Origin of the sequence: Streptomyces hygroscopicus (genome assembly GCF_026168105.1) — a bacterium.
In the GTDB taxonomy this organism is placed as follows: domain Bacteria; phylum Actinomycetota; class Actinomycetes; order Streptomycetales; family Streptomycetaceae; genus Streptomyces; species Streptomyces hygroscopicus_D.
Map to the genome: position 1 here is coordinate 62913 of NZ_LBMW01000027.1, position 20500 is coordinate 83412.

Here is a 20500-nt window from a genome sequence, read left to right on the forward strand (position 1 = left end):
CCCGCTGCGCCTACGCTCCCGGCTACTTGATGACGACGACCTTTGTGTTGAAGGTCGCGAACTCCCACATCGCCGTGCCGTCCGCACGCGATTCGCGGATCCCGCCCAGCTTCTTCGAGGCGTCGGGGGCGGCCGTCGAGCCGTTCACCGCCGCGCTGAAACCGAACACGACGCTGTCGCCGTTCGCGAACCGCACGACGTGCTCGACCGGCGTCCCGTCCGAGCCCGTGCCGGCCGCGGACCGGGAGTTCACCGGGTACGTGCCCGGCGCCGGGTCCACCGTCCCCGGCGTGACCCCGAACGTGCGCTGGACCTTGTTGTCCGCGCCGACCAGCCACACGCGCTTGCCGTCGAGCGAGTACACGACCCGTTCGCCGGTGCCGGAACCGCCCGGCAGCGCGGTCGGGTTCGTTCTGTTGCGGGGCGCCTTCGACACGGCGGCGGCCGGGGACTTCTTCACTTGCGGCCTGCCCAGCGTGCTGGGCACGTGCGCCGACGCCTGATAGGCGAGGAAACCGACCGCGGCGATGGCTGCCGTGGTGAGCCCGGCCACGATTCCCGAGCTGCTCCTAGCCACCTGTGCCCACCTCTCGACCCCGCACGCGGAAGTGCGCGCCGCCCGTGTCCCTCGTACGACGTACCGATGCGCTTGCCGCTGTGCTTCCCGATGGGCCGTACGCCTTGTCGTACATCTTTGCTGTGACGGTAGCAGCAGGCGCGGGCTCGACCGGGGCGGCCGTGTGTCGGGCGCGAGCGCCGTAGGCTGTTTGCGTGCTGTTGCTCGCTCTGGATACCGCCACCCCCGCCGTCACCGTCGCCCTGCACGACGGCACGTCCGTCGTCGCCTCGTCGAGCCAGGTGGACGCGCGCCGGCACGGGGAACTCCTGCTGCCCGCCGTCGACCGGGTCCTCGACGAGGCGGGCACGCGGCTCGACGCCGTCACCGGGATCGTCGTGGGCGTGGGCCCCGGCCCCTACACCGGGCTGCGCGTCGGCCTGATGACCGCCGACACGTTCGGGCTCGCGCTCGGCGTGCCCGTGCACGGCCTGTGCACGCTCGACGCCCTCGCCTACGCCTCCGACCTCACCGTGCCCTTCGTGGTGGCCACGGACGCGCGCCGCAAGGAGGTCTACTGGGCGCGGTACGACAACGCCCGGACGCGGGTCACCGCCCCCGCCGTGGACCGGCCCGCGGAGATCACCGAGCAGGTGGCGGGGCTGCCCGCCGTCGGCGCCGGTGCGCTGCTCTACCCCGGCACCTTCCCGCAGGTGCACGAGCCCGAGCACGTCTCGGCGGCCGCGCTTGCCTCCCTGGCCGTGGAGAAGCTCGCGGCGGGCGAGGAACTGCCCGCTCCCCGTCCGCTCTACCTGCGCCGCCCCGATGCGCAGGTGCCCAAGAACTACAAGGTGGTCACCCCCAAGTGACCGCGCCCGTGACGCCTGTGACGCCCGTGCTGCGCGAGATGCGCTGGTGGGACATCGACTCCGTGCTGGGCCTGGAGAAGGACCTCTTCCCCGAGGACGCCTGGTCGCGGGGCATGTTCTGGTCCGAGCTGGCGCACTCCCGCGGCCCGGAGGCGACCCGACGGTACGTCGTGGCCGTCGAGGGGGAGCGGGTCGTCGGGTACGCGGGGCTGGCGGCCCAGGGCGACCTGGGCGACATCCAGACCATCGCCGTCGCCCGCGAGCACTGGAGCACGGGTCTCGGCGGGCGGCTGCTGACCGAGCTGCTGCGCGCCGCGACCGCGTTCGAGTGCGCCGAGGTGATGCTCGAGTGCCGGGTCGACAACGTGCGCGCACAGCGGCTGTACGAGCGTTTCGGCTTCGAGCCCATCGGGTTCAGGCGCGGCTACTACCAGCCGGGGAACGTGGACGCCCTGGTGATGCGTCTGACCACCGCGCCCGGCAGCGGCCCCGCTGCGGGCTCCCCATCAGTACAAGGAACCGAGAGCAATGGCTGACGAACCCCTGGTCCTGGGGATCGAGACCTCCTGCGACGAGACCGGTGTCGGCATCGTCCGCGGCACCACCCTCCTCGCGGACGCGGTCGCGTCCAGCGTCGACGAGCACGCGCGCTTCGGCGGCGTGGTGCCGGAGGTCGCCTCCCGCGCGCATCTCGAGGCGATGGTGCCCACGATCGACCGCGCGCTGAAGGAAGCGGGGGTGAGCGCGAGGGACCTGGACGGCATCGCGGTCACCGCCGGGCCCGGTCTGGCCGGGGCGCTGCTGGTCGGGGTCTCGGCGGCGAAGGCCTACGCGTACGCGCTGGGCAAGCCGCTGTACGGCGTCAATCACCTCGCCTCCCACATCTGCGTGGACCAGCTCGAGCACGGCGCGCTGCCGGAGCCGACGATGGCACTGTTGGTGAGCGGCGGGCACTCCTCGCTGCTGCTGTCCACGGACATCACCTCCGACGTGCGGCCGATGGGCGCGACCATCGACGACGCGGCGGGCGAGGCCTTCGACAAGATCGCGCGAGTGCTGAACCTCGGCTTCCCCGGCGGCCCGGTCATCGACCGGTACGCGAAGGAGGGCGACCCGCAGGCGATCGCGTTCCCGCGCGGTCTGACCGGCCCCCGTGACCCCGTCTACGACTTCTCCTTCTCCGGGCTGAAGACGGCCGTGGCCCGCTGGATCGAGGCGAAGCGTGCGGCGGGGGAGGAGGTGCCGGTGCGCGATGTGGCGGCCTCCTTCCAGGAGGCGGTGGTGGACGTGCTGACCAGGAAGGCCGTACGGGCCTGCAAGGACGAGGGCGTCGACCATCTGATGATCGGCGGCGGCGTGGCCGCGAACTCGCGTCTGCGTGCGCTGGCCGAGGAGCGCTGCACGTCGGCCGGGATCCGGCTGCGGGTACCGCGCCCCAAGCTGTGCACCGACAACGGCGCGATGGTCGCGGCGCTGGGGGCCGAGATGGTCGCCCGAGGGCGGGCCGCGTCGGACTGGGACCTGTCGGCGGACTCGTCGCTGCCGGTCACGGACCCGCACGTGCCGGGCCAGTCCCACTCCCACGACCACGTCCACGAGATCAGCAAGGAGAACCTGTACTCGTGACGGTCGCCCTGATGTGGGAGGCCCGGGCGGCGGCCGGGCGGGGCGAGGATCTGCTGCTGTGGGCGCGGGAGCAGAGGCTGACGCCCCCGCCCCTGCGCCGCGAGACCTTCCGTGCGCCCCAGGACCGGGTCCTGGTCATCACGTGGTGGGAAGCGCCCTTCGACGCCGACCTGCCCGAACTCCCAGAGCCGGACGGGGAGTTGGTGACCCGGGCGGTGCACAGGTGGCGGTTCGAGTCGTTGGGCGGGTGAGTGGCCGGAGTCCTCGGCGCCCGGCGCTCCAGCTGGAGGTCGCGCCCGCCCACGTGACCGACGACGGACCCGGCATTCCGGATGCCGACCGGGCCTCAGCGGTGGCCCAGTACGTTGACCACCCGGCCGGCCGGGTCGCGCACGAAGAACCGGCGCACCCCCCACTCCTCGTCCCGCAAGGGGTACACGATCTCCGCCCCGCTCTCCCGCAGCACGGCGTAGGCCGCGTCCACGTCCTCCACCTCGATGCTCAGGTCGGGTGCGACCGGCGCGGTCCTGTCGTCGGTCATGAGGCTGATCTGGGCCGCCGGGCTGGAGGGTGAGGCGAGCGTCATGATCCAGCCGTGGTTCATGACCTCCTCGAAACCCAGCAGGCCGTAGAACTCCCGGCTCCCGTGCACGTCCTCGGACTGGATGTTGGGCACGACCCGGCGAACGGCCATGGGTGACTCCGCAATTCTTCGAGGAAATCCGGCGAGTGTGTCGATCCGGGTGTCTCCCGTTCGACGCACGGGTGAAAGGCCGGGAAGCGCCCGGCCCACGCACCCGAGGAGTCAGCATGCCGCGTTTCCTGTCGATCGTTCGCGTCGATGAGACAACCGCTCCGCCGGAGGGCCCTAGCCCCGAGCTGATGGAGCGGATGGGAGAGCTGATCGAGGAGATCACCAAGGCGGGGGTGATGCTCGACACCGCCGGGCTGCTGCCATCCGCGCAGGGCAAGCAGGTCCGTTGGGAGGCCGGGAAGGTCACCGTCACCGACGGGCCGTTCACCGAGTCCAAGGAGGTCGTCGGCGGCTACGCCATCACACAGTGCAAGGACTTGGACGAGGCCGTGGAGTGGACCAAGCGGTTCGTGAAGGTGCACGAGGAGTACTGGACGATCACCTGTGAAGTGCGGGAGATCGCCGAGGCGTGAGAGCTCCTTGGCGCTCGTCCGCCGGGGGTGTTGCATGGTGGGTTGTGGAAGAGCAGCCCACCACCTCCCCGGCCCCCGAGGACCCAGCCGGTGCCATCGAGACCGTCTTCCGGATCGAGGCGCCCCGGGTCATCGCCGCTGTCGCGCGGATCGTCCGGGATGTCGGTATCGCCGAGGAGCTGGCGCAGGACGCCCTGGTCGCCGCGCTGGAGCAGTGGCCCGGGGACGGTGTGCCCGACAACCCCGGCGCCTGGCTGACGGCGACCGCCAAGCACCGCGCGATCGACCTCGTACGCCGCCGGGAGCGGTACGCGCGCAAGCTGGCGGAGGTGGGGCGGGATCTGGAGGCGGCGCACTGCCACGTCGACGCGCCGGCCGACCCCGACGACATCGACGACGACCTGCTGCGGCTGGTCTTCACCGCCTGCCACCCCGTTCTGTCCGCCCAGTCCCGTATCGCGCTCACCCTGCGGCTGCTCGGCGGGCTGACCACGGCAGAGATCGCCCGCGCGTTCCTCGTGCCGGAGGCCACCGTCGCCCAGCGCATCGTGCGGGCGAAACGGACGCTGGCGGCGAAGGGCGTCGCCTTCGAGGTGCCGTACGGACCCGAGCGCGAGGCGCGGCTCGGATCCGTCCTCGAGGTCATCTATCTGATCTTCAACGAGGGGTACGCGGCCACCGCCGGCGACGATCTGCTGCGTCCCGTGCTGTGCGAGGACGCGCTCCGGCTGGCCCGGGTGCTGGCCGAGCTGATGCCCAAGGAGCCCGAAGTGCACGCGCTGGCTGCGTTGCTGGAGTTCCAGGCCTCGCGCATGGCCGCCCGCATCGGCCCCAAGGGCGAGCCCGTCCTGCTCCGGGACCAGAACCGGGCCCGCTGGAACCGTATGCTCATCGCCCGCGGTGTCGCCGCCCTCGGCCGCGCCGACGCCGTCTCCCCCAGGCTCCCGGCTTCGCCAGGGCAGGGGGGACCCCCATCCGGAGCCCCGGGTCCGTACGCCCTCCAGGCCGCGATCGCCGCCTGCCACGCGTACGCGTACACCTACGAGGAAACGGACTGGGCGCGTATCGCCACCCTGTACGGCCTGCTGGCCGCGCGGTCGCCGTCGCCCGTCGTCGAGCTGAACCGTGCGGTCGCCGTCTCGATGGCCGAGGGCCCCGGACCGGCCCTGGAGCTCGTCGACCGCCTCGCCGCAGAACCGACCCTGTCCGGCTACCACTTGCTGCCCAGCGTCCGCGGCGACCTGCTGGTGCGCCTGGGGCGTCGCGCCGAGGCACGCGCCGAGTTCGTACGGGCCGCCTCCCTCGCCCGTAACGAACGCGAGCGGCAGATGCTGGCGGCCCGCGCGGAGGAATGCGGCCAGGCGGGGGCCGTTGGTTAGAGGCGCTCCGACTGGAGGGGTCCCGTCCGGACGGGGTGCCCGAGCAGCATCGTCGGCGCGCCCGCCACGCGCGTCAGGAATACGGTCACCGCCCTCGTCCCGTGCGGCTTTGGCAGGACCTTGCGCCGCAGCTCCTCCGGCTCGACGGCCGAGCCGCGCTTCTTCACGGTCAGGATCCCGACCTCCCGCTCCCGCAGCAGCGCCTTCAGCTTCTTCACGTTGAAGGGGAGCCGGTCGGTGATCTCGTACGCGGTGGCGTACGGACAGTCGTGGCGCCCGTCCGCCGTCACATATGCGATCGTCTCGTCGATCAGTCCGCCGTCCAGCTCGTCGGCGACCTCCGCCACCAGGTGCGCTCGGATCACGGCGCCGTCGGGTTCGTAGAGGTAACGGCCGAGCGGCCGCACCGGTGGGTCGGGCAGCCCGCGGCCGCGCAGCACCCGGGGTCCGGGCAGCAGCGTGGCCCGTACGAGCCCCGGCTGCGTGCCGAACCACAGCACCGCCTCCTTCACGTCCCCACCGTCCGAGACCCACTCGGCCTCCGCCCCGGCGGGAACCGCTTCGTGCGGAATGCCCGGCGCGACCTTCAGGGCGGCGTGCGGGGCCTTCAGGGCCGTGGCCACGGCCCAGGACAGCGGGGGCGTGTACGCCTCCGGGTCGAATACCCGGCCCCGGCCGCCCCGGCGTGCCGGATCGACGAAGACGGCGTCGTACGAGGACACGTCCACGTCCATGACGTCCGCCTCGCGCACCTCGATCAGCGCCGACAGGCTCAGCGCGTCGGCGTTCGCCTGCGCCACCGCTGCCGTCAACGGGTCGCGGTCCACGGCCAGGACCCGGATGCCCGCCCGGGCGAGCGCGATCGCGTCGCCTCCGACGCCGCAGCACAGGTCGGCGACCGAGGTCACGCCCAGTGCCCGCAGCCGCTCGGCGCGGTGGGCCGCGACCGTGGCCCTGGTCGACTGCTCGACGCCGTTCGGCGTGAAGAACATCCGCTCCGCGTCCGCGCCGAACTTCGCCGCCGCCCGTTCGCGCAGCCGCGCCTGTGCGAGGGCCGCCGAGACCAGCTCGGCGGGGTGTGCGCGGCGCAGCCGGGTCGCGACGGCCAGCTCCTGCGCCGGAGCGGTGCCGCGTACCTCGTCGAGGAGGGCAAGGCCCTCGGGGGTGAGCAGGGAGGCGAAGGCGAGGTCGTTCACCCGGTCATTGTCGGCCAGTCGGTGGATGAGATGCGTCCGGTCGAGGTGTCGGACGGCCGTGGCCGTCCACGGCTGGAAGGATCCGGCGCCATGCGATTGGTGCGACAAAATGATGAGAAGCATCCGAAGAGCCCCAAAGGGCGCGGGATGCGTTCGTGTGTGCCGCGTCCTCGGTGTCCTTGGCGTTCCCAGGGTGCCGGGGCGACGTCCGTGCTGCGTGGCGCCCTCGCCGTCCTGGCCGTCACCGCCCTCGCATCCGGTTGCACCGGCTCCGCGGGGGTGCACGGCGCGCACGGCCAGCAGCCCCCGAAGGCGCCGCCGGCGCGCGCCCTCGAGGACTACGCCGCCAGGTTGCGCGCCTCCTACGCCCAGCGTGAGGAGGCCGCCAGGCGCTGGGGGCTCGCCAAGGTGCCGCTGACCGCGCCCCCGCCCCCGGCGGAGAAGCCGTTGATCACCTTCCGCAAGGGCTTCGAGATCACGGACGGCGACGACCTGCCCCCGATCTTCACGACCATCCCCACCAGGAACAGGGTCGTCTTCCTGACAATCGACGACGGCGCCGAGAAGGATCCCGCGTTCCTGCGGATGATGAGCGACCTGAAGATCCCTTACACCGCGTTCCTCAGCAACTACCTGGTCGAGGACGACTACGGGTACTTCCGGAAGATGCGCGACCTCGGGGTCACGCTCAACAACCACACCCTGCACCATCCCTACCTGCCCGGACTGTCGTACGAGGAGCAGCGGCAGGAGATCTGCGGCATGCAGGACGTGATGGAGAGGGAGTTCGGCAGGCGCCCGACGGTCTTCCGGCCGCCGTACGGCAACTACGACGGGGACACCCTGCGCGCCGCGAAGTCCTGCGGCATCAAGTACGCGCCTATCTGGGACGAGGAGGTGTACGTCGACCACTGGGAGTACCGCGAGTGGGACCGCAGCCTGCACCCCGGGGACATCGTCCTGACCCACTTCCGCGGCCGGGCGGACTGGAACGGCACGATGCCCGACCTGGTCCGCAGGTTCCTGAAGAAGGTGACGGACGAGGGGTATGCGGTGGCGCGACTCGAGGACTACCTGTGACGGCACGGCCGCGGCTGCGGGCGCTGCTCGTCGGGGCGCTCGTCGTCGCCCTCCTGTCCGGCTGTGCCCAGTCCGTCGATCCGATCGAACGGCTGGGCAGGAAGGCGGCGCAGGAGGTTCACAGGGTGCAGGAGCCGCGCGACCGTTCGTACCGCCGCTGGGGGCTCGCCGCCCCGCTCGCGCCCGCACCCAAGCCGGCCTCACTCCTGTCCCGCGACGCGGACCGGGCCGAAGCGGGTCTGCCGGAGGTCCTCGACCGTGTCCCCACCCGCGACAAGGTCGTCTTCCTCACGTACGACGAGGGCGCCGAGAAGGACCCCCGGTTCGTCGAGATGGTGCGTGAACTGCGGCTGCCCGTCAGCGTCTTCCTCACGGAGAGTGCCGTCGTGCCGGGGTACGCGCCGGTGGCACGGCTGCGGGAGGCCGGTGCGGTCATCCAGAACCACACCCTGGACCGCGCCGCGCTGCGCGGCCGTCCCTACGAGGAGCAGCGCGCCGAGATCTGCGGCCAGCAGGACCGGCTGAGCGCCCGTCTGGGCCTGCGTCCCCGGCTGCTGCGCCCGCCGTACGGCAGGTACGACCGTACGACGCTCCGGGCGGCGGCGGACTGCGGCGTCGCGGCCCTGATCCTGTGGCGCGCGTGCCCGGGCATGGAGCCCGGCCTCTACGGACGGAGTGCGTCCCTGCGCCCGGGCGACATCGTCATGCCCCACGAACCGGGCCGCCCCCTCACCTCTCTGGCCGCGGAGACGACCCGCTTCCTGCGCCGTATCCAGGCGCGGGGGTTCACGGTGGGGCGCCTGGAGGACTACCTGTACGCCGGGCCCGGGCGCCGCTCGAGTGCGGCCCGGTGAGGCTCCTGCCGCGGCTGGGCCCGTCCGGCAGCCGGGGGCAGGGCGGTTCGGCCCGATGAAGGGGGTCCGGGGTTCGTGGCACCCTCCGCGGTGACGCCCGTCCGGGGGTGCGGAATCGACCCCGGGCGGCCCCGCCCCTCACGCCGCGCCACAGGCAACTGGCACTCCGCTTGACCGAGTGCTAATCGCGGTCATAGTCTCGGCTCTGGCACTCGCCACCGGAGAGTGCCAACAAAGCGACGGGCAGGTCCGGCACCCGCGACGACGGATCCACCTGGTCGCCACCTCAGACAGTTAACCCCGTGAGATCTCCGAAGGGGGAGGTCGGATCGTGACGACCACCAGCTCCAAGGTTGCCATCAAGCCGCTCGAGGACCGCATCGTGGTCCAGCCGCTGGACGCCGAGCAGACCACGGCCTCTGGCCTGGTCATCCCGGACACCGCCAAGGAGAAGCCCCAGGAGGGCGTCGTCCTGGCCGTCGGCCCGGGCCGCTTCGAGAACGGCGAGCGCCTCCCGCTCGACGTCAAGACCGGCGACATCGTGCTGTACAGCAAGTACGGCGGCACCGAAGTGAAGTACAACGGCGAGGAGTACCTCGTCCTCTCGGCTCGCGACGTTCTCGCGATCATCGAGAAGTAGTTCACCGAAGCAGACCGCTTCGAACTGCGCCCCTGGCCCCGCGAGTGTTGATCAGCCGGGCGCCGGGGGCGCGGTTCGTTCTTCACCGCGATGACGGCCGTTCGCGGAGGTCGGCCGGACATCGCAATCGAGAGGACTGAAACGCTCCATGGCGAAGATCCTGAAGTTCGACGAGGACGCCCGTCGCGCCCTCGAGCGCGGCGTCAACAAGCTTGCCGACACGGTCAAGGTGACGATCGGCCCCAAGGGCCGCAACGTCGTCATCGACAAGAAGTTCGGCGCCCCCACCATCACCAACGACGGTGTCACCATCGCTCGTGAGGTCGAGATCGAGGACCCGTACGAGAACCTCGGCGCCCAGCTGGTGAAGGAGGTGGCGACCAAGACCAACGACATCGCGGGTGACGGTACGACCACCGCCACCGTGCTCGCCCAGGCTCTCGTCCGCGAGGGCCTGAAGAACGTCGCCGCGGGTGCCTCCCCGGCCGGCCTGAAGAAGGGCATCGACGCCGCGGTCAAGGCCGTCTCCGACGAACTGCTCGCCTCGGCCCGCCCGATCGACGAGAAGTCCGACATCGCCGCCGTCGCCGCGCTGTCCGCCCAGGACCAGCTGGTCGGCGAGCTCATCGCCGAGGCGATGGACAAGGTCGGCAAGGACGGTGTCATCACCGTCGAGGAGTCCAACACCTTCGGTCTGGAGCTGGACTTCACCGAGGGCATGGCCTTCGACAAGGGCTACCTGTCGCCGTACTTCGTGACGGACCAGGAGCGCATGGAGGCCGTCCTCGACGACCCGTACATCCTCATCAACCAGGGCAAGATCTCCGCCATCGCGGACCTGCTGCCGCTGCTGGAGAAGATCATCCAGGCGGGCTCCTCCAAGCCGCTGCTGATCATCGCCGAGGACCTCGAGGGCGAGGCCCTGTCCACCCTCGTCGTGAACAAGATCCGCGGCACCTTCAACGCCGTCGCCGTGAAGGCCCCCGGCTTCGGCGACCGCCGCAAGGCGATGCTGCAGGACATGGCGGTCCTCACCGGCGCGACGGTCGTCTCCGAGGAGGTCGGCCTCAAGCTCGACCAGGTCGGCCTGGACGTGCTGGGCTCCGCTCGCCGCGTCACGGTCACCAAGGACGACACGACCATCGTCGACGGCGGTGGCAGGTCCGAGGACGTCGCGGGCCGCGTCGCCCAGATCAAGGCCGAGATCGAGAACACGGACTCCGACTGGGACCGCGAGAAGCTCCAGGAGCGCCTCGCGAAGCTGGCCGGCGGCGTGTGCGTGATCAAGGTCGGCGCCGCCACCGAGGTGGAGCTGAAGGAGAAGAAGCACCGCCTGGAGGACGCCATCTCCGCGACCCGCGCCGCGGTCGAGGAGGGCATCGTCTCCGGTGGTGGCTCCGCGCTCGTCCACGCCTCCAAGGTGCTGGCCGACGGCCTCGGCAAGCAGGGCGACGAGGCCACCGGCGTCTCCATCGTCCGCCGCGCGGTCGTCGAGCCGCTGCGCTGGATCGCCGAGAACGCGGGCCTGGAGGGCTATGTCATCGCCTCCAAGGTCGCCGAGCTGGACAAGGGCCAGGGCTACAACGCCGCCACCGGTGAGTACGGCGACCTGATCAAGGCCGGCGTCATCGACCCGGTCAAGGTCACGCGCTCGGCCCTGGAGAACGCCGCCTCCATTGCCTCCCTGCTGCTCACGACCGAGACCCTGGTCGTCGAGAAGAAGGAAGAGGAGGAGTCGGCCGCGGCCGGCCACGGCCACGGTCACGCCCACTGACGCGAGCCGGCACTCCGCACCGAGGCCCGGCACTCCGCTCCGGAGTGCCGGGCCTTCGCCTTTCCCCTGCGCCCGTCCCCGGTCGCCTCACCCTCTTCGTCTTCTCCGGCCCGCTCAGGTCTCCAGCTCGTCCAGCGCGCCGATCTGCTCCATCAGCCCGAGCCGGTCGTACTGCCACCAGCCCTCGACGATCTTCCCGTCCTCACCGCACCGGAAGACGGTCGTGCCGGTCATGGTGACGTTCCTGCCCGTGGCCGGAATGCCGAGGAAGTCGCCCGTGTGCCTGGCCTTCCAGGTCCATCGGGTGCACACCCGGTCGCCCTGGGCGATCTGGTCCTCGAGGACGAACGCGAAGTCGAATGCGCTCCGCCAGATACCGATCTCGCGGCGCATCGCGTCCATGCCGATGGTGTCCTGCTCGTTGGCGGGGTCGTGGTCGTGGTAGTTCTCGGCGAGCACACCGTCGAGCGGCGGCAGTTCGCCCCTCATGGCGAGGATCTCGAAGAACCGCCGGACGTTGGCCGCGTACAGCTGCTCGTCCCGCACCACCTCCAGGTCGGTGAAGGTGGGCGTCTCCTCGCAGAGGGCGACCATGTCGCGGAAGACCCTTTCGGTCTCCGGAAGATTCGAGTTCCGCATCGCCTCCTCGTACGACGGGAACTCCACGATCTCGACGATGTGCGAGGCGTCGGACCGGTCCCTGCCGATCACACTGTGTGTCGCGGTCCGTTTGCCTCCGGTCTGTTCGACCCATGTGTCCATCAGCCGGTTCATCTCGTCGAACCGGCTGGTCCTGCAGTCGATGAGCTGGACAAAAGTCATGACGCCGCCTCCGGCCCCCCTGAGTCCGGTCGATACGCCCATTTTCCCACCCGAGGGGCGGCGTCACCTGTCCTGCCGCGGCCCGTACTTGTGCCGTCGAGGGTCGTACACCTGTCCTACTGTGGTCCGTACCTGCGGCCCGTCCGGGAGGTGATCCCGCCCAGCAGCGCGCGCGGCGCCACCTTCACCACGCCCATCAGCGCCTTGTACCGCGGGTCCGGAATGGACAGCGTCTTGCCCCGCGCCAGGTCCGCGAGCGCCGCGGCGACCAGCTTGTCCGCATCCAGCCACATCCAGTTCGGGATGTTGGCCGTGCCCATCCCGGCGCGCTCGTGGAACTCCGTACGCACGAAGCCCGGGCACAGCGCCATCAGCCGGACCCCGGACCCGGCCATGTCCCGCGCCGCGCCCTGCGTGAACTGCACGACCCACGCCTTGGACGCCCCGTACGTCCCGCGCGGGACGAAAGCCGCGACCGAGGCCACGTTGACGATCCCGCCGCGCCCACGCGTGCGCATCGACTCCGCTGCCGCACTCGTCAGCCGCAGCACGGCCTCGCAGTGCACCTTGAGCATGCGCAGCTCGTCGGCCATCGGTACGTCGAGATAATGGCCCTTGTTGCCGAAGCCGGCGTTGTTGACGAGCAGGTCGACCGGGTTCCTGAGGTCCGACAGGCGCGCGGCCACCGCCTCGATGCCGTCATCGGCGGCCAGGTCGGCCGTCAGCACCTCCGCCTCGATGCCGTGCCGGTCGTGCAACTCGGTCGCCTGCTCCCGCAGCCGCTTGGTGTCGCGTGCCACCAGGACGAGGTCATGCCCGTCGGCGGCGAGCCGACGTGCGAACGCGGCGCCGATGCCCGCGGTCGATCCCGTAATCAGAGCCGTTGTCATGGGCCAACGATAGTGACCCGGACCGACAGCGTCCGCCTGCCGGAGGACGCATTCACCGGCTGCGTCGCCAACGTCCGTGCATACCGCGTCAGTTCCCCGCCGGGTACTTCTGCGCGTACTCCCGCGCCGTCGCCGCGATCTCCGTGTGCAGTGCCTCACCCGCCGCCAACAGGCTTGGCAGCAGGTGCCGTTCCGTCGTCGACGCCCGGAACTGGAGGGCGACGGTGATGTCGTGGTCGGGCCGGTGCACGACCTCGATCGGGTCGCCGGCCCGTATCTCCCCCGGCACCACCACCCGGAGATAGGCGCCGGGCGCCCCCTTCTGCGTGAAGCGCTTCACCCAGCCGCGCTCGCCCAGGTGTTCCTGGAAGGTGCGGCACGGAATCCGCCCGGAGGTGACCTCCAGCACCAGCACGGCCCCGATGCGCCAGCGCTCGCCGATCCGGGCCCCGGACACGTCCACCCCTTGCGTGGTGAGGTTTTCGCCGAAGGCTCCGCTGGGCAGCTCCCGGCCCAGCTCGCGCTCCCAGTCGTCCAGGTCCTCGCGGGCGACCGCGTACACCGCCTGGTCGTCGCCCCCGTGGTGCCGAAGATCGCACACGGCGTCGCCCGCCACCCCACTCGCGCCGATCCCCTTGGGGCCGGGCGCCGCCACCCGCACCGGACCGTCCACCGGCCGCTTGTCGATCCCGGTCAGGCCCTGCGGCTGGTCGGTGTGGTCGACGGCCACGGGCCTGCCCAGGTTCAGAGACAGAAGTTCCATGTCCGCACGGTAGGCGATGGCCTGTCAAAGCGTCGATGCGATATTCGCCCTCGTACCCAAGCGTCCCTTATGCTCACGGGGTGATCGAGGCCCGTCATCTCCGTGTGCTGCGCGCCGTGGCCGCCACCGGTTCCTTCTCGGCGGCGGGGCGCGAGCTGGGATGCACCCAGCCCGCCGTCAGCCAGCAGATGAAGGCACTGGAGGCGTCCGTCGGCACTCCGCTGCTGGTCCGCAGCGGGCGTGAGATGCGCCTGACCGAAGCCGGTGACGCTCTGGTGCGGCATGCTGCGGGCATACTCGCGGGGCTGACCGCCGCCGAGGAGGAGGTCGCCGCCATCGCCGGCCTCAGAGCCGGCCGCGTCCGCCTCGTCTCCTTCCCGAGCGGGAGCTCCACGCTCGTCCCCGCCGCGCTGGCCGCCCTGCGCGCCGCACACCCCGGCACCCGGGTCTCCCTGGAGGAGGCCGAGCCGCCCGAGTCCGTCGAGAAGCTGCGCGCCGGCGACTGCGACATCGCGCTCGCCTTCCGCTACGAGGGTGCGGCGGGCGCCGAGGAGTGGGACGACCTGACCGTGCGTACGTTGCTCACCGACCGGCTGGTCGGGCTCGTCCCCGAGGGGCACCCGCTGGCGGGCGCGGAATCGGTCGCCATCGGCGAGCTGTCCGGGGAACCGTGGATCGCGGGCTGCCCGCGCTGCCGGGGCCAGCTGGTGGAGGTGTGCGAGAGCGCCGGCTTCACTCCCCGGATCGACTTCGCGACCGACGACTATCCGGCGGTGGCCGGCCTGGTGGGAGCGGGCCTGGGAGTGGCCGTCCTGCCGCAGCTCGCGATCGAGTCCGTACGTCCGAGGGGCGCGCGTCCGGTCGCGCTGGAGCCCGCGGTGCGGCGGGAGATCGTCGCGCTCACGCTGCCGGACCTCGCCCAGGTGCCGGCGGTGGCGGCGACACTGGGGGAGCTGGCGCGGGCGGCCGTGCGGTAGAGCGACCTACCGCGCTGCCGGGGCGCATCAGCGGGGCGCACTCGACGCCCGATCCGCCTGTCGCCGCGGTCGGGCCGCGCTCCTTCAAGTCTTTGCCTCGCCCCCGCTGCATCCCCCGGCCGGTCCCTCACCCCCGCCGCATCCCCTTCGGGTGCAGCTCGCCCCCTTCAACCCCCTGCCCCTGGCTGCCTCGCCCCGATGCGCCTGGGGTCATCTCCCATCCCGGAACTGCCCTCTGGCCCCTGTCCCCCTGGGCGGTACCTCTCCCCGGCGGTGCCTCTTCCGGAAGGTGTGGGCATGCGTGTGCGTGCCCGCTCAAGCAGAAACGTTCCTTCAGTTGTTCGAGGTGGCGGTGCCCCCGCTGGTGGTCGATGCCGGCACCAGTCGGTTCCGTGCCCGTCCCATGAGCTCTTCGCGCTCGTCCTCGGTCAGTCCGCCCCACACGCCGTACGGCTCGCGCACCGCCAGTGCGTGGGCCGCACACTCCGCGCGTACGGGGCACCTCATGCAGACCTCTTTGGCCGAGTTCTCACGAGCGCTCCGGGCCGCGCCCCGCTCGCCCTCCGGATGGAAGAAGAGAGAGCTGTCGACCCCGCGGCAGGCCGCATGGAGCTGCCAGTCCCACAGATCCGCGTTCGGACCGGGAAGGCGGGAGAAATCTGCCATTGCGTGTCCCCTTGTTTCCGTTCTGGGCGGATATGTTCCCCCGACCGTACAACGACGATCTTACGAGATGAAAATATGACTCATTGCGAATCTAGCCCTAGACACAGGCGAACGGGAAGAAAAGCGGCTAAATGGGGCATAGCTTGTGATGAAAGTTCGAGGGTCCGCCGCGCATGTCTGCACCGTGTCCGCACCCTCACGTACAGTGCCGAAGATGGCTTGCTGCACCGTAACTCTTTCGAGTGACCATCGTTGAGAGTGCGGAGGCGGTTGAAACAACAAGCGCTCGGGCAGGCGTCCGAGGGCGTCGACCGCACAGGTGACGATTCGTACCAGCCTGGAGGCTCAAGGTGACGCGCATCAGCTGCGGAGGGCGGTCATGACATCCGTCCTCGTCTGCGACGACTCCCCGCTTGCCCGAGAGGCGCTCCGCCGCGCGGTGGCGACCGTGCCCGGTGTCGAGCGCGTGACGACGGCGGCCAACGGCGAGGAAGTCCTCCGCCGCTGGGGGGCCGACCGTTCGGACCTGATTCTGATGGACGTACGCATGCCCGGTCTGGGCGGCGTCGAGACGGTGCGGCGACTGCTGTCCGCCGACCCCGGTGCGCGCATCATCATGCTCACCGTCGCCGAGGATCTCGACGGGGTGGCGCTCGCGGTCGCCGCCGGTGCGCGCGGCTATCTGCACAAGGACGCCTCGCGCGCGGAGCTGCGGGCGACCGTCACGCAGGCCCTCGCCGACCCGACCTGGCGGCTCGCGCCGCGGCGGCTGCGCTCGGCCGAGATGGGTGCCGCGCCGACGCTCACCGCGCGTGAGATCCAGGTGCTCGAGGGTATGAGCCACGGCCGCTCCAACGCGGAGATCGGCCGTGAGCTGTTCCTCTCGGAGGACACCGTGAAGACGCACGCCCGCCGGCTGTTCAAGAAGCTCGGCGCCTCGGACCGTGCGCACGCGGTGGCGCTCGGCTTCCGGTGGGGCCTGGTCCGTTAAGTGGATCACCGCGGGGGTGTGCGGATCCCCGCCTACCGCAAGGTGGGCGGGGTTGGCAACGGGGCCCGCCGGGCGCCCGCTGCTCGTTTCGCCGCGGATGCCGCATCCTTGAGGTGTGGAGTTCCTCGGGGACGAGTCGGTCGAGCGGGAGGGGAGGGCGCAGGAGATGAGTTCCGGCGCACCTGCTCATAACGCTTCGGTGCACAACTATGGACGCGGTGCTACGGATCGGACGACGCCGAGGCACCATGGACCGATGCGCGACGACGAGACAACGGTGATCGGTGCGCTCGTTCATCGCGCCGTCGACGGCGACGAGCAGGCCACCCATGACCTGCTCGCCCGCGTCCACCCCTTGGCGCTGCGCTACTGCCGTACGCGTCTGTCCCGACTGCCCGGCGACGCACGCCACTTCGTCGAGGACCTGGCGCAGGAGGTCTGTGTCGCGGTGCTCCTCGCCCTGCCGCGTTACAAGGACACCGGGCGACCCTTCGAGGCGTTCGTCTTCGCGATCGCCGCACACAAGGTTGCGGATCTGCAGCGCGCGGCGATGCGCCACCCGGGTTCGACGGCGGTCCCCTCGGACGAGATGCCGGAACGCCCGGACGATTCGCTGGGCCCCGAGGAGCGTGCGCTGCTGAGCAGCGACGCCGAGTGGGCCAAGAAGCTGCTGGCCAATCTGCCCGAGAACCAGCGCGAGCTGCTCCTGCTGCGGATCGCGGTGGGCTTGACCGCGGAGGAAACGGGTCAGATGTTGGGAATGTCACCGGGAGCGGTGCGGGTGGCGCAGCACAGGGCGCTCAGCCGGCTGCGGGCGCTCGCCGAACAGTAGCGGCCCGTCCGGCGGGACCCTGCTCCCACCTCGCCGCACCCCTGGCTCACGGCCCCGGATGAACGGGCGGCCCGCGGGTTCCGTACGAACACACGAAGCCCCGGGTCACCTCCAACCGTGGAATGAGAGAGCCATGCTTCCCGTTAGCATGGACATCCGCACCGATCAAGGCCATTTGGGGAAGGTGTCATGACTGCCAACGTCGACGGAGTGCCCGAGAAATTCGCGACACTCGGGCTGACCTACGACGACGTGCTGCTGCTGCCGGGCGCGTCGGACATGGCGCCCGACCAGATCGACACCGCCTCGTACGTCTCCAAGAACGTCCGGGTCAATGTCCCGCTTCTGTCCGCCGCCATGGACAAGGTCACCGAGTCACGCATGGCGATCGCGATGGCCCGCCAGGGCGGCGTCGGCGTACTCCACCGCAACCTGTCCATCGAGGACCAGGCCAACCAGGTCGACCTGGTCAAGCGCTCCGAGTCCGGCATGGTGGCGAATCCGATCACCATCCACCCGGACGCCACGCTCGCCGAGGCCGACGCCCTGTGCGGCAAGTTCCGCATCAGCGGCGTCCCGGTCACCGACAACGCAGGCAAGTTGCTGGGCATCGTCACGAACCGCGACATGGCCTTCGAGAACGACCGCTCACTGCACGTGCGCGACGTCATGACCCCGATGCCCCTGGTCACCGGCAAGGTCGGCATCTCCGGCAGCGAGGCCATCGAGCTGCTGCGCCGCCACAAGATCGAGAAGCTTCCGCTGGTCGACGACGCGGGGGTCCTCAAGGGTCTGATCACGGTCAAGGACTTCGTGAAGGCGGAGAAGTACCCGAACGCCGCGAAGGACGCCGAGGGCCGCCTCATCGTCGGCGCCGCGGTGGGCGTGGCGGGTGACGCCTTCGAGCGCGCCCAGGCCCTGATCGAGGCGGGTGTCGACTTCATCGTCGTCGACACCGCGCACGGCCACTCGAGGCTGGTCGGCGACATGGTCGCCAAGATCAAGTCGAACTCGTCGGGCGTCGACGTCATCGGCGGCAACATCGCCACTCGTGAGGGCGCCCAGGCGCTCATCGACTCCGGTGTGGACGGCATCAAGGTCGGCGTCGGCCCCGGTTCCATCTGCACGACCCGGGTGGTCGCAGGCATCGGCGTCCCCCAGGTCACCGCCATCTACGAGGCGTCGCTCGCGGCCAAGGAGGCCGGCGTCCCGGTCATCGGCGACGGCGGTCTGCAGTACTCCGGTGACATCGCGAAGGCCCTGGTCGCGGGCGCCGACACGGTGATGCTGGGCTCGCTGCTGGCCGGCTGCGAGGAGTCGCCGGGCGAGCTGCTGTTCATCAACGGCAAGCAGTTCAAGTCGTACCGCGGCATGGGCTCCCTGGGCGCCATGCAGTCCCGCGGCGACCGCAAGTCCTTCTCCAAGGACCGCTACTTCCAGGAGCGCATCGCCTCCGACGACGAACTGATCCCCGAGGGCATCGAGGGCCAGGTTCCCTACCGCGGCCCGCTCTCCTCGGTCGTCCGGCAGCTGGTCGGCGGTCTGCGCCAGTCGATGTTCTACGTGGGCGGCAGGACGGTCCCGGAGCTCCAGGAGCGGGGCCGGTTCGTCCGGATCACGTCCGCGGGCCTCAAGGAGAGCCACCCGCACGACATCCAGATGACGGTCGAGGCGCCGAACTACAGCAGGAGGTGACGCACCGCGCGCGTGCGTCACGGTTCCGTCCCGCACGCACGCGCGTGGCGTCGGTGGTACGGCCGAGGGCGGCCCCGCAGGCACCTGGGGCCGCCCTCGTCGTATGTGCCGGGGGGCCGCTGTCGTAGCCGTCGGGGATACTGGAGGCGCTGGAACGCAGAGGGAAAGGCCACAGACGTGACTGAGATCGAGATCGGGCGCGGCAAGCGCGGCCGCCGGGCGTACGCCTTCGACGACATCGCCGTCGTCCCCAGCCGCCGTACGCGGGACCCGAAGGAGGTCTCGATCGCCTGGCAGATCGACGCCTACCGCTTCGAGCTGCCCTTCCTGGCAGCCCCGATGGACTCGGTCGTCTCCCCGGCCACCGCGATCCGCATCGGTGAGCTCGGCGGCCTCGGAGTGCTGAACCTCGAGGGCCTGTGGACGCGGTACGAGGACCCGCAGCCGCTGCTGGACGAGATCGCCGAGCTGCCCGCCGACGCCGCGACCCGCCGACTCCAGGAGATCTACGCGGCTCCCATCAAGGAGGAGCTGATCGGGCAGCGCATCAAGGAGGTGCGCGACTCGGGCGTGGTCACCGCCGCCGCGCTCTCCCCGCAGCGCACGGCCCAGTTCTCCAAGGCCGTCGTGGACGCGGGCGTGGACATCTTCGTCATCCGGGGGACGACGGTGTCGGCGGAGCACGTATCCCACTCGCACGAGCCGCTGAACCTGAAGCAGTTCATCTACGAACTCGACGTCCCGGTGATCGTCGGCGGCTGTGCCACGTACACCGCGGCCCTGCACCTGATGCGCACCGGTGCGGCCGGTGTCCTGGTCGGCTTCGGCGGCGGTGCCGCGCACACCACGCGCAACGTCCTGGGCATCCAGGTCCCCATGGCCACCGCCGTCGCGGACGTGGCGGCGGCCCGCCGCGACTACATGGACGAGTCCGGCGGCCGGTACGTGCACGTGATCGCGGACGGCGGCGTCGGCTGGTCCGGCGACCTGCCCAAGGCGATCGCCTGCGGTGCCGACGCCGTCATGATGGGCTCTCCGCTGGCCCGCGCCACTGACGCGCCAGGCAAGGGTCACCACTGGGGCATGGAGGCCGTCAACGAGGAGCTGCCGCGCGGCAAGAAGGTCGACCTCGGCACGGTCGGCACGATCGAGGAGGTCCTCACAGGCCCCTCGCACACCCCGGACGGCTCGATGAACCTCTTCGGCGCCCTGCGCCGCGCCATGGCCACCACCGGATACAGCGAGCTGAAGGAGTTCCAGCGCGTCGAGGTGACCGTGGCCGACTCGCAGCACCGGCGGTGAGGTGACGCTGCGCTCGGCCTGAGCGGACGGTGGGGCCGGGTTCACCCGAGGGGTGAACCCGGCCCCACCGTATGTCCAAGTGCCCAGGTGGGGGCGCTAGTTGGCACACGGGCGCGCACGGTTGCCCTCGGGGCCGATGCGCGCTGGACGGCCGTGCCGAGCCGATAGTGTCCGTGTCCGGCGACCCCGTTCTCCGGGGCGCCCCCTTCCATGGACAAGGTTCCCGGACCCCCACCCGTCGGGGCCCGGCCCGAACTCCAATGGACCGTCCACCGGGCAACTGGGCGGCGTCATGGAAGGGGGCGCGCCCATGGGCCGTTACCGCAAGCCCACCCGCTCGCACCGGATCCGTCTGTGAATGGTGAAAGTGCTGGAGGAGGTGGATCCTGCGGATTTTCGGATGGTGAGCGGCCACCCCCAT

Annotated in this window: 22 protein-coding genes; 15 read left to right on the forward strand and 7 right to left on the reverse strand. The window is 70.8% G+C overall.

The genetic code is table 11. The annotated features are described in order from the left end of the window. Positions 1-22: 22 nt before the first annotated feature. On the reverse strand, positions 23-577 hold the full coding sequence (locus AAW14_RS24465) for a hypothetical protein (protein WP_265566081.1): 555 nt from the start codon (positions 575-577) through the stop codon (positions 23-25). A gap of 194 nt (positions 578-771) precedes the next feature. Between AAW14_RS24465 and tsaB the strand changes: the two genes are divergently transcribed. The 4 genes from tsaB to AAW14_RS24485 are packed head-to-tail and all read left to right on the forward strand — an operon-like array spanning position 772 to position 3302. After that, complete coding sequence (tsaB, locus tag AAW14_RS24470; protein ID WP_265566082.1) at positions 772-1425, forward strand: tRNA (adenosine(37)-N6)-threonylcarbamoyltransferase complex dimerization subunit type 1 TsaB; 654 nt, start codon at positions 772-774, stop codon at positions 1423-1425. A 38-nt stretch (positions 1426-1463) separates the two neighbouring features. Next, on the forward strand, positions 1464-1961 hold the full coding sequence (rimI, locus tag AAW14_RS24475; RefSeq protein WP_265566118.1) for a ribosomal protein S18-alanine N-acetyltransferase: 498 nt from the start codon (positions 1464-1466) through the stop codon (positions 1959-1961). After that, on the forward strand, positions 1954-3051 hold the full coding sequence (gene tsaD, locus AAW14_RS24480; protein WP_265566083.1) for a tRNA (adenosine(37)-N6)-threonylcarbamoyltransferase complex transferase subunit TsaD: 1098 nt from the start codon (positions 1954-1956) through the stop codon (positions 3049-3051). The genes rimI and tsaD overlap by 8 nt, the downstream gene beginning before the upstream one ends. Further along, positions 3048-3302 (forward strand): hypothetical protein, encoded by a 255-nt coding sequence (locus AAW14_RS24485; protein WP_265566084.1) that lies wholly within the window; start codon positions 3048-3050, stop codon positions 3300-3302. Before tsaD ends, AAW14_RS24485 begins: the two co-directional genes overlap by 4 nt. A 95-nt stretch (positions 3303-3397) precedes the next feature. Here the strand turns inward: AAW14_RS24485 and AAW14_RS24490 are convergent, their stop codons facing one another. Then, positions 3398-3745, reverse strand: coding sequence for a VOC family protein (locus AAW14_RS24490; RefSeq protein ID WP_265566085.1), 348 nt, complete (start codon positions 3743-3745; stop codon positions 3398-3400). Positions 3746-3861: 116 nt separating this feature from the next. Between AAW14_RS24490 and AAW14_RS24495 the strand changes: the two genes are divergently transcribed. Then, entirely contained in the window at positions 3862-4218 is a 357-nt protein-coding gene (locus tag AAW14_RS24495; RefSeq protein ID WP_265566086.1) for a YciI family protein, read from the forward strand. Between the two features lie 44 nt (positions 4219-4262). Then, positions 4263-5597, forward strand: coding sequence for an RNA polymerase sigma factor (locus tag AAW14_RS24500; protein WP_265566087.1), 1335 nt, complete (start codon positions 4263-4265; stop codon positions 5595-5597). Here the strand turns inward: AAW14_RS24500 and AAW14_RS24505 are convergent. Then, positions 5594-6793 carry a class I SAM-dependent methyltransferase gene (locus AAW14_RS24505; RefSeq protein ID WP_265566088.1) on the reverse strand — a complete coding sequence of 400 codons (1200 nt, stop codon included), beginning with the start codon at positions 6791-6793 and terminating at the stop codon, positions 5594-5596. The genes AAW14_RS24500 and AAW14_RS24505 overlap by 4 nt on opposite strands. Before the next feature lie 213 nt (positions 6794-7006). On the opposite strand from AAW14_RS24505, the gene AAW14_RS24510 reads away from it, so the two are divergent. From AAW14_RS24510 to groL, 4 genes are all read left to right on the forward strand, one after another. After that, the gene (locus AAW14_RS24510) at positions 7007-7873 is read left to right on the forward strand and encodes a polysaccharide deacetylase family protein (protein ID WP_416223361.1); all 867 of its coding nucleotides are present in this window, start codon (positions 7007-7009) and stop codon (positions 7871-7873) included. Beyond that, a complete protein-coding gene (locus AAW14_RS24515; protein WP_265566090.1) occupies positions 7870-8727 on the forward strand; it encodes a polysaccharide deacetylase family protein in 858 nt (285 codons plus the stop codon). The genes AAW14_RS24510 and AAW14_RS24515 overlap by 4 nt, the downstream gene beginning before the upstream one ends. 331 nt (positions 8728-9058) lie before the next feature. Beyond that, positions 9059-9367 carry a co-chaperone GroES gene (gene groES / locus AAW14_RS24520; protein WP_003998759.1) on the forward strand — a complete coding sequence of 103 codons (309 nt, stop codon included), beginning with the start codon at positions 9059-9061 and terminating at the stop codon, positions 9365-9367. Positions 9368-9515: 148 nt separating this feature from the next. Further along, entirely contained in the window at positions 9516-11141 is a 1626-nt protein-coding gene (groL, locus tag AAW14_RS24525; protein WP_265566091.1) for a chaperonin GroEL, read from the forward strand. A gap of 114 nt (positions 11142-11255) precedes the next feature. Here groL and AAW14_RS24530 read toward each other — a convergent pair whose 3' ends face one another. The 3 genes from AAW14_RS24530 to AAW14_RS24540 form a co-directional block, all read right to left on the reverse strand. Further along, positions 11256-11963 carry an ester cyclase gene (locus AAW14_RS24530; protein WP_265566092.1) on the reverse strand — a complete coding sequence of 236 codons (708 nt, stop codon included), beginning with the start codon at positions 11961-11963 and terminating at the stop codon, positions 11256-11258. A gap of 116 nt (positions 11964-12079) precedes the next feature. Continuing rightward, the gene (locus AAW14_RS24535; RefSeq protein WP_265566093.1) at positions 12080-12853 is read right to left on the reverse strand and encodes an SDR family NAD(P)-dependent oxidoreductase; all 774 of its coding nucleotides are present in this window, start codon (positions 12851-12853) and stop codon (positions 12080-12082) included. Positions 12854-12941: 88 nt separating this feature from the next. Continuing rightward, positions 12942-13616 carry an MOSC domain-containing protein gene (locus AAW14_RS24540; protein WP_265566094.1) on the reverse strand — a complete coding sequence of 225 codons (675 nt, stop codon included), beginning with the start codon at positions 13614-13616 and terminating at the stop codon, positions 12942-12944. 80 nt (positions 13617-13696) lie between these two features. Here AAW14_RS24540 and AAW14_RS24545 point away from each other — a divergent pair, with 80 nt between their 5' ends. Then, on the forward strand, positions 13697-14593 hold the full coding sequence (locus AAW14_RS24545) for a LysR family transcriptional regulator (protein WP_265566095.1): 897 nt from the start codon (positions 13697-13699) through the stop codon (positions 14591-14593). A 333-nt stretch (positions 14594-14926) separates the two neighbouring features. Here the strand turns inward: AAW14_RS24545 and AAW14_RS24550 are convergent, their stop codons facing one another. Then, on the reverse strand, positions 14927-15259 hold the full coding sequence (locus AAW14_RS24550) for a WhiB family transcriptional regulator (RefSeq protein ID WP_265566096.1): 333 nt from the start codon (positions 15257-15259) through the stop codon (positions 14927-14929). Positions 15260-15638: 379 nt separating this feature from the next. Between AAW14_RS24550 and AAW14_RS24555 the strand changes: the two genes are divergently transcribed. The 4 genes from AAW14_RS24555 (at position 15639) to AAW14_RS24570 (ending at position 20079) form a co-directional block, all read left to right on the forward strand. Continuing rightward, a complete protein-coding gene (locus AAW14_RS24555; protein ID WP_003948568.1) occupies positions 15639-16250 on the forward strand; it encodes a response regulator transcription factor in 612 nt (203 codons plus the stop codon). A gap of 256 nt (positions 16251-16506) precedes the next feature. Beyond that, positions 16507-17082 (forward strand): sigma-70 family RNA polymerase sigma factor, encoded by a 576-nt coding sequence (locus AAW14_RS24560; protein ID WP_030571403.1) that lies wholly within the window; start codon positions 16507-16509, stop codon positions 17080-17082. 189 nt (positions 17083-17271) lie between these two features. Beyond that, the gene (guaB, locus tag AAW14_RS24565) at positions 17272-18777 is read left to right on the forward strand and encodes an IMP dehydrogenase (RefSeq protein WP_265566097.1); all 1506 of its coding nucleotides are present in this window, start codon (positions 17272-17274) and stop codon (positions 18775-18777) included. Between the two features lie 177 nt (positions 18778-18954). Then, the gene (locus tag AAW14_RS24570) at positions 18955-20079 is read left to right on the forward strand and encodes a GuaB3 family IMP dehydrogenase-related protein (protein ID WP_265566098.1); all 1125 of its coding nucleotides are present in this window, start codon (positions 18955-18957) and stop codon (positions 20077-20079) included. Positions 20080-20500 lie beyond the last annotated feature (421 nt).

Excerpts from the sequence above, each read along its gene's own strand:
- rimI (WP_265566118.1), top strand. The coding sequence starts at position 1,464 with ATGCGCTGGTGGGACATCGACTCCGTGCTGGGCCTGGAGAAGGACCTC.
- tsaD (WP_265566083.1), top strand. The coding sequence starts at position 1,954 with ATGGCTGACGAACCCCTGGTCCTGGGGATCGAGACCTCCTGCGACGAG.
- AAW14_RS24490 (WP_265566085.1), bottom strand. The coding sequence starts at position 3,745 with ATGGCCGTTCGCCGGGTCGTGCCCAACATCCAGTCCGAGGACGTGCAC.
- AAW14_RS24495 (WP_265566086.1), top strand. The coding sequence starts at position 3,862 with ATGCCGCGTTTCCTGTCGATCGTTCGCGTCGATGAGACAACCGCTCCG.
- groL (WP_265566091.1), top strand. The coding sequence starts at position 9,516 with ATGGCGAAGATCCTGAAGTTCGACGAGGACGCCCGTCGCGCCCTCGAG.
- AAW14_RS24530 (WP_265566092.1), bottom strand. The coding sequence starts at position 11,963 with ATGACTTTTGTCCAGCTCATCGACTGCAGGACCAGCCGGTTCGACGAG.
- AAW14_RS24535 (WP_265566093.1), bottom strand. The coding sequence starts at position 12,853 with ATGACAACGGCTCTGATTACGGGATCGACCGCGGGCATCGGCGCCGCG.
- AAW14_RS24540 (WP_265566094.1), bottom strand. The coding sequence starts at position 13,616 with ATGGAACTTCTGTCTCTGAACCTGGGCAGGCCCGTGGCCGTCGACCAC.
- AAW14_RS24550 (WP_265566096.1), bottom strand. The coding sequence starts at position 15,259 with ATGGCAGATTTCTCCCGCCTTCCCGGTCCGAACGCGGATCTGTGGGAC.
- AAW14_RS24555 (WP_003948568.1), top strand. The coding sequence starts at position 15,639 with ATGACATCCGTCCTCGTCTGCGACGACTCCCCGCTTGCCCGAGAGGCG.
- AAW14_RS24560 (WP_030571403.1), top strand. The coding sequence starts at position 16,507 with ATGCGCGACGACGAGACAACGGTGATCGGTGCGCTCGTTCATCGCGCC.
- guaB (WP_265566097.1), top strand. The coding sequence starts at position 17,272 with ATGACTGCCAACGTCGACGGAGTGCCCGAGAAATTCGCGACACTCGGG.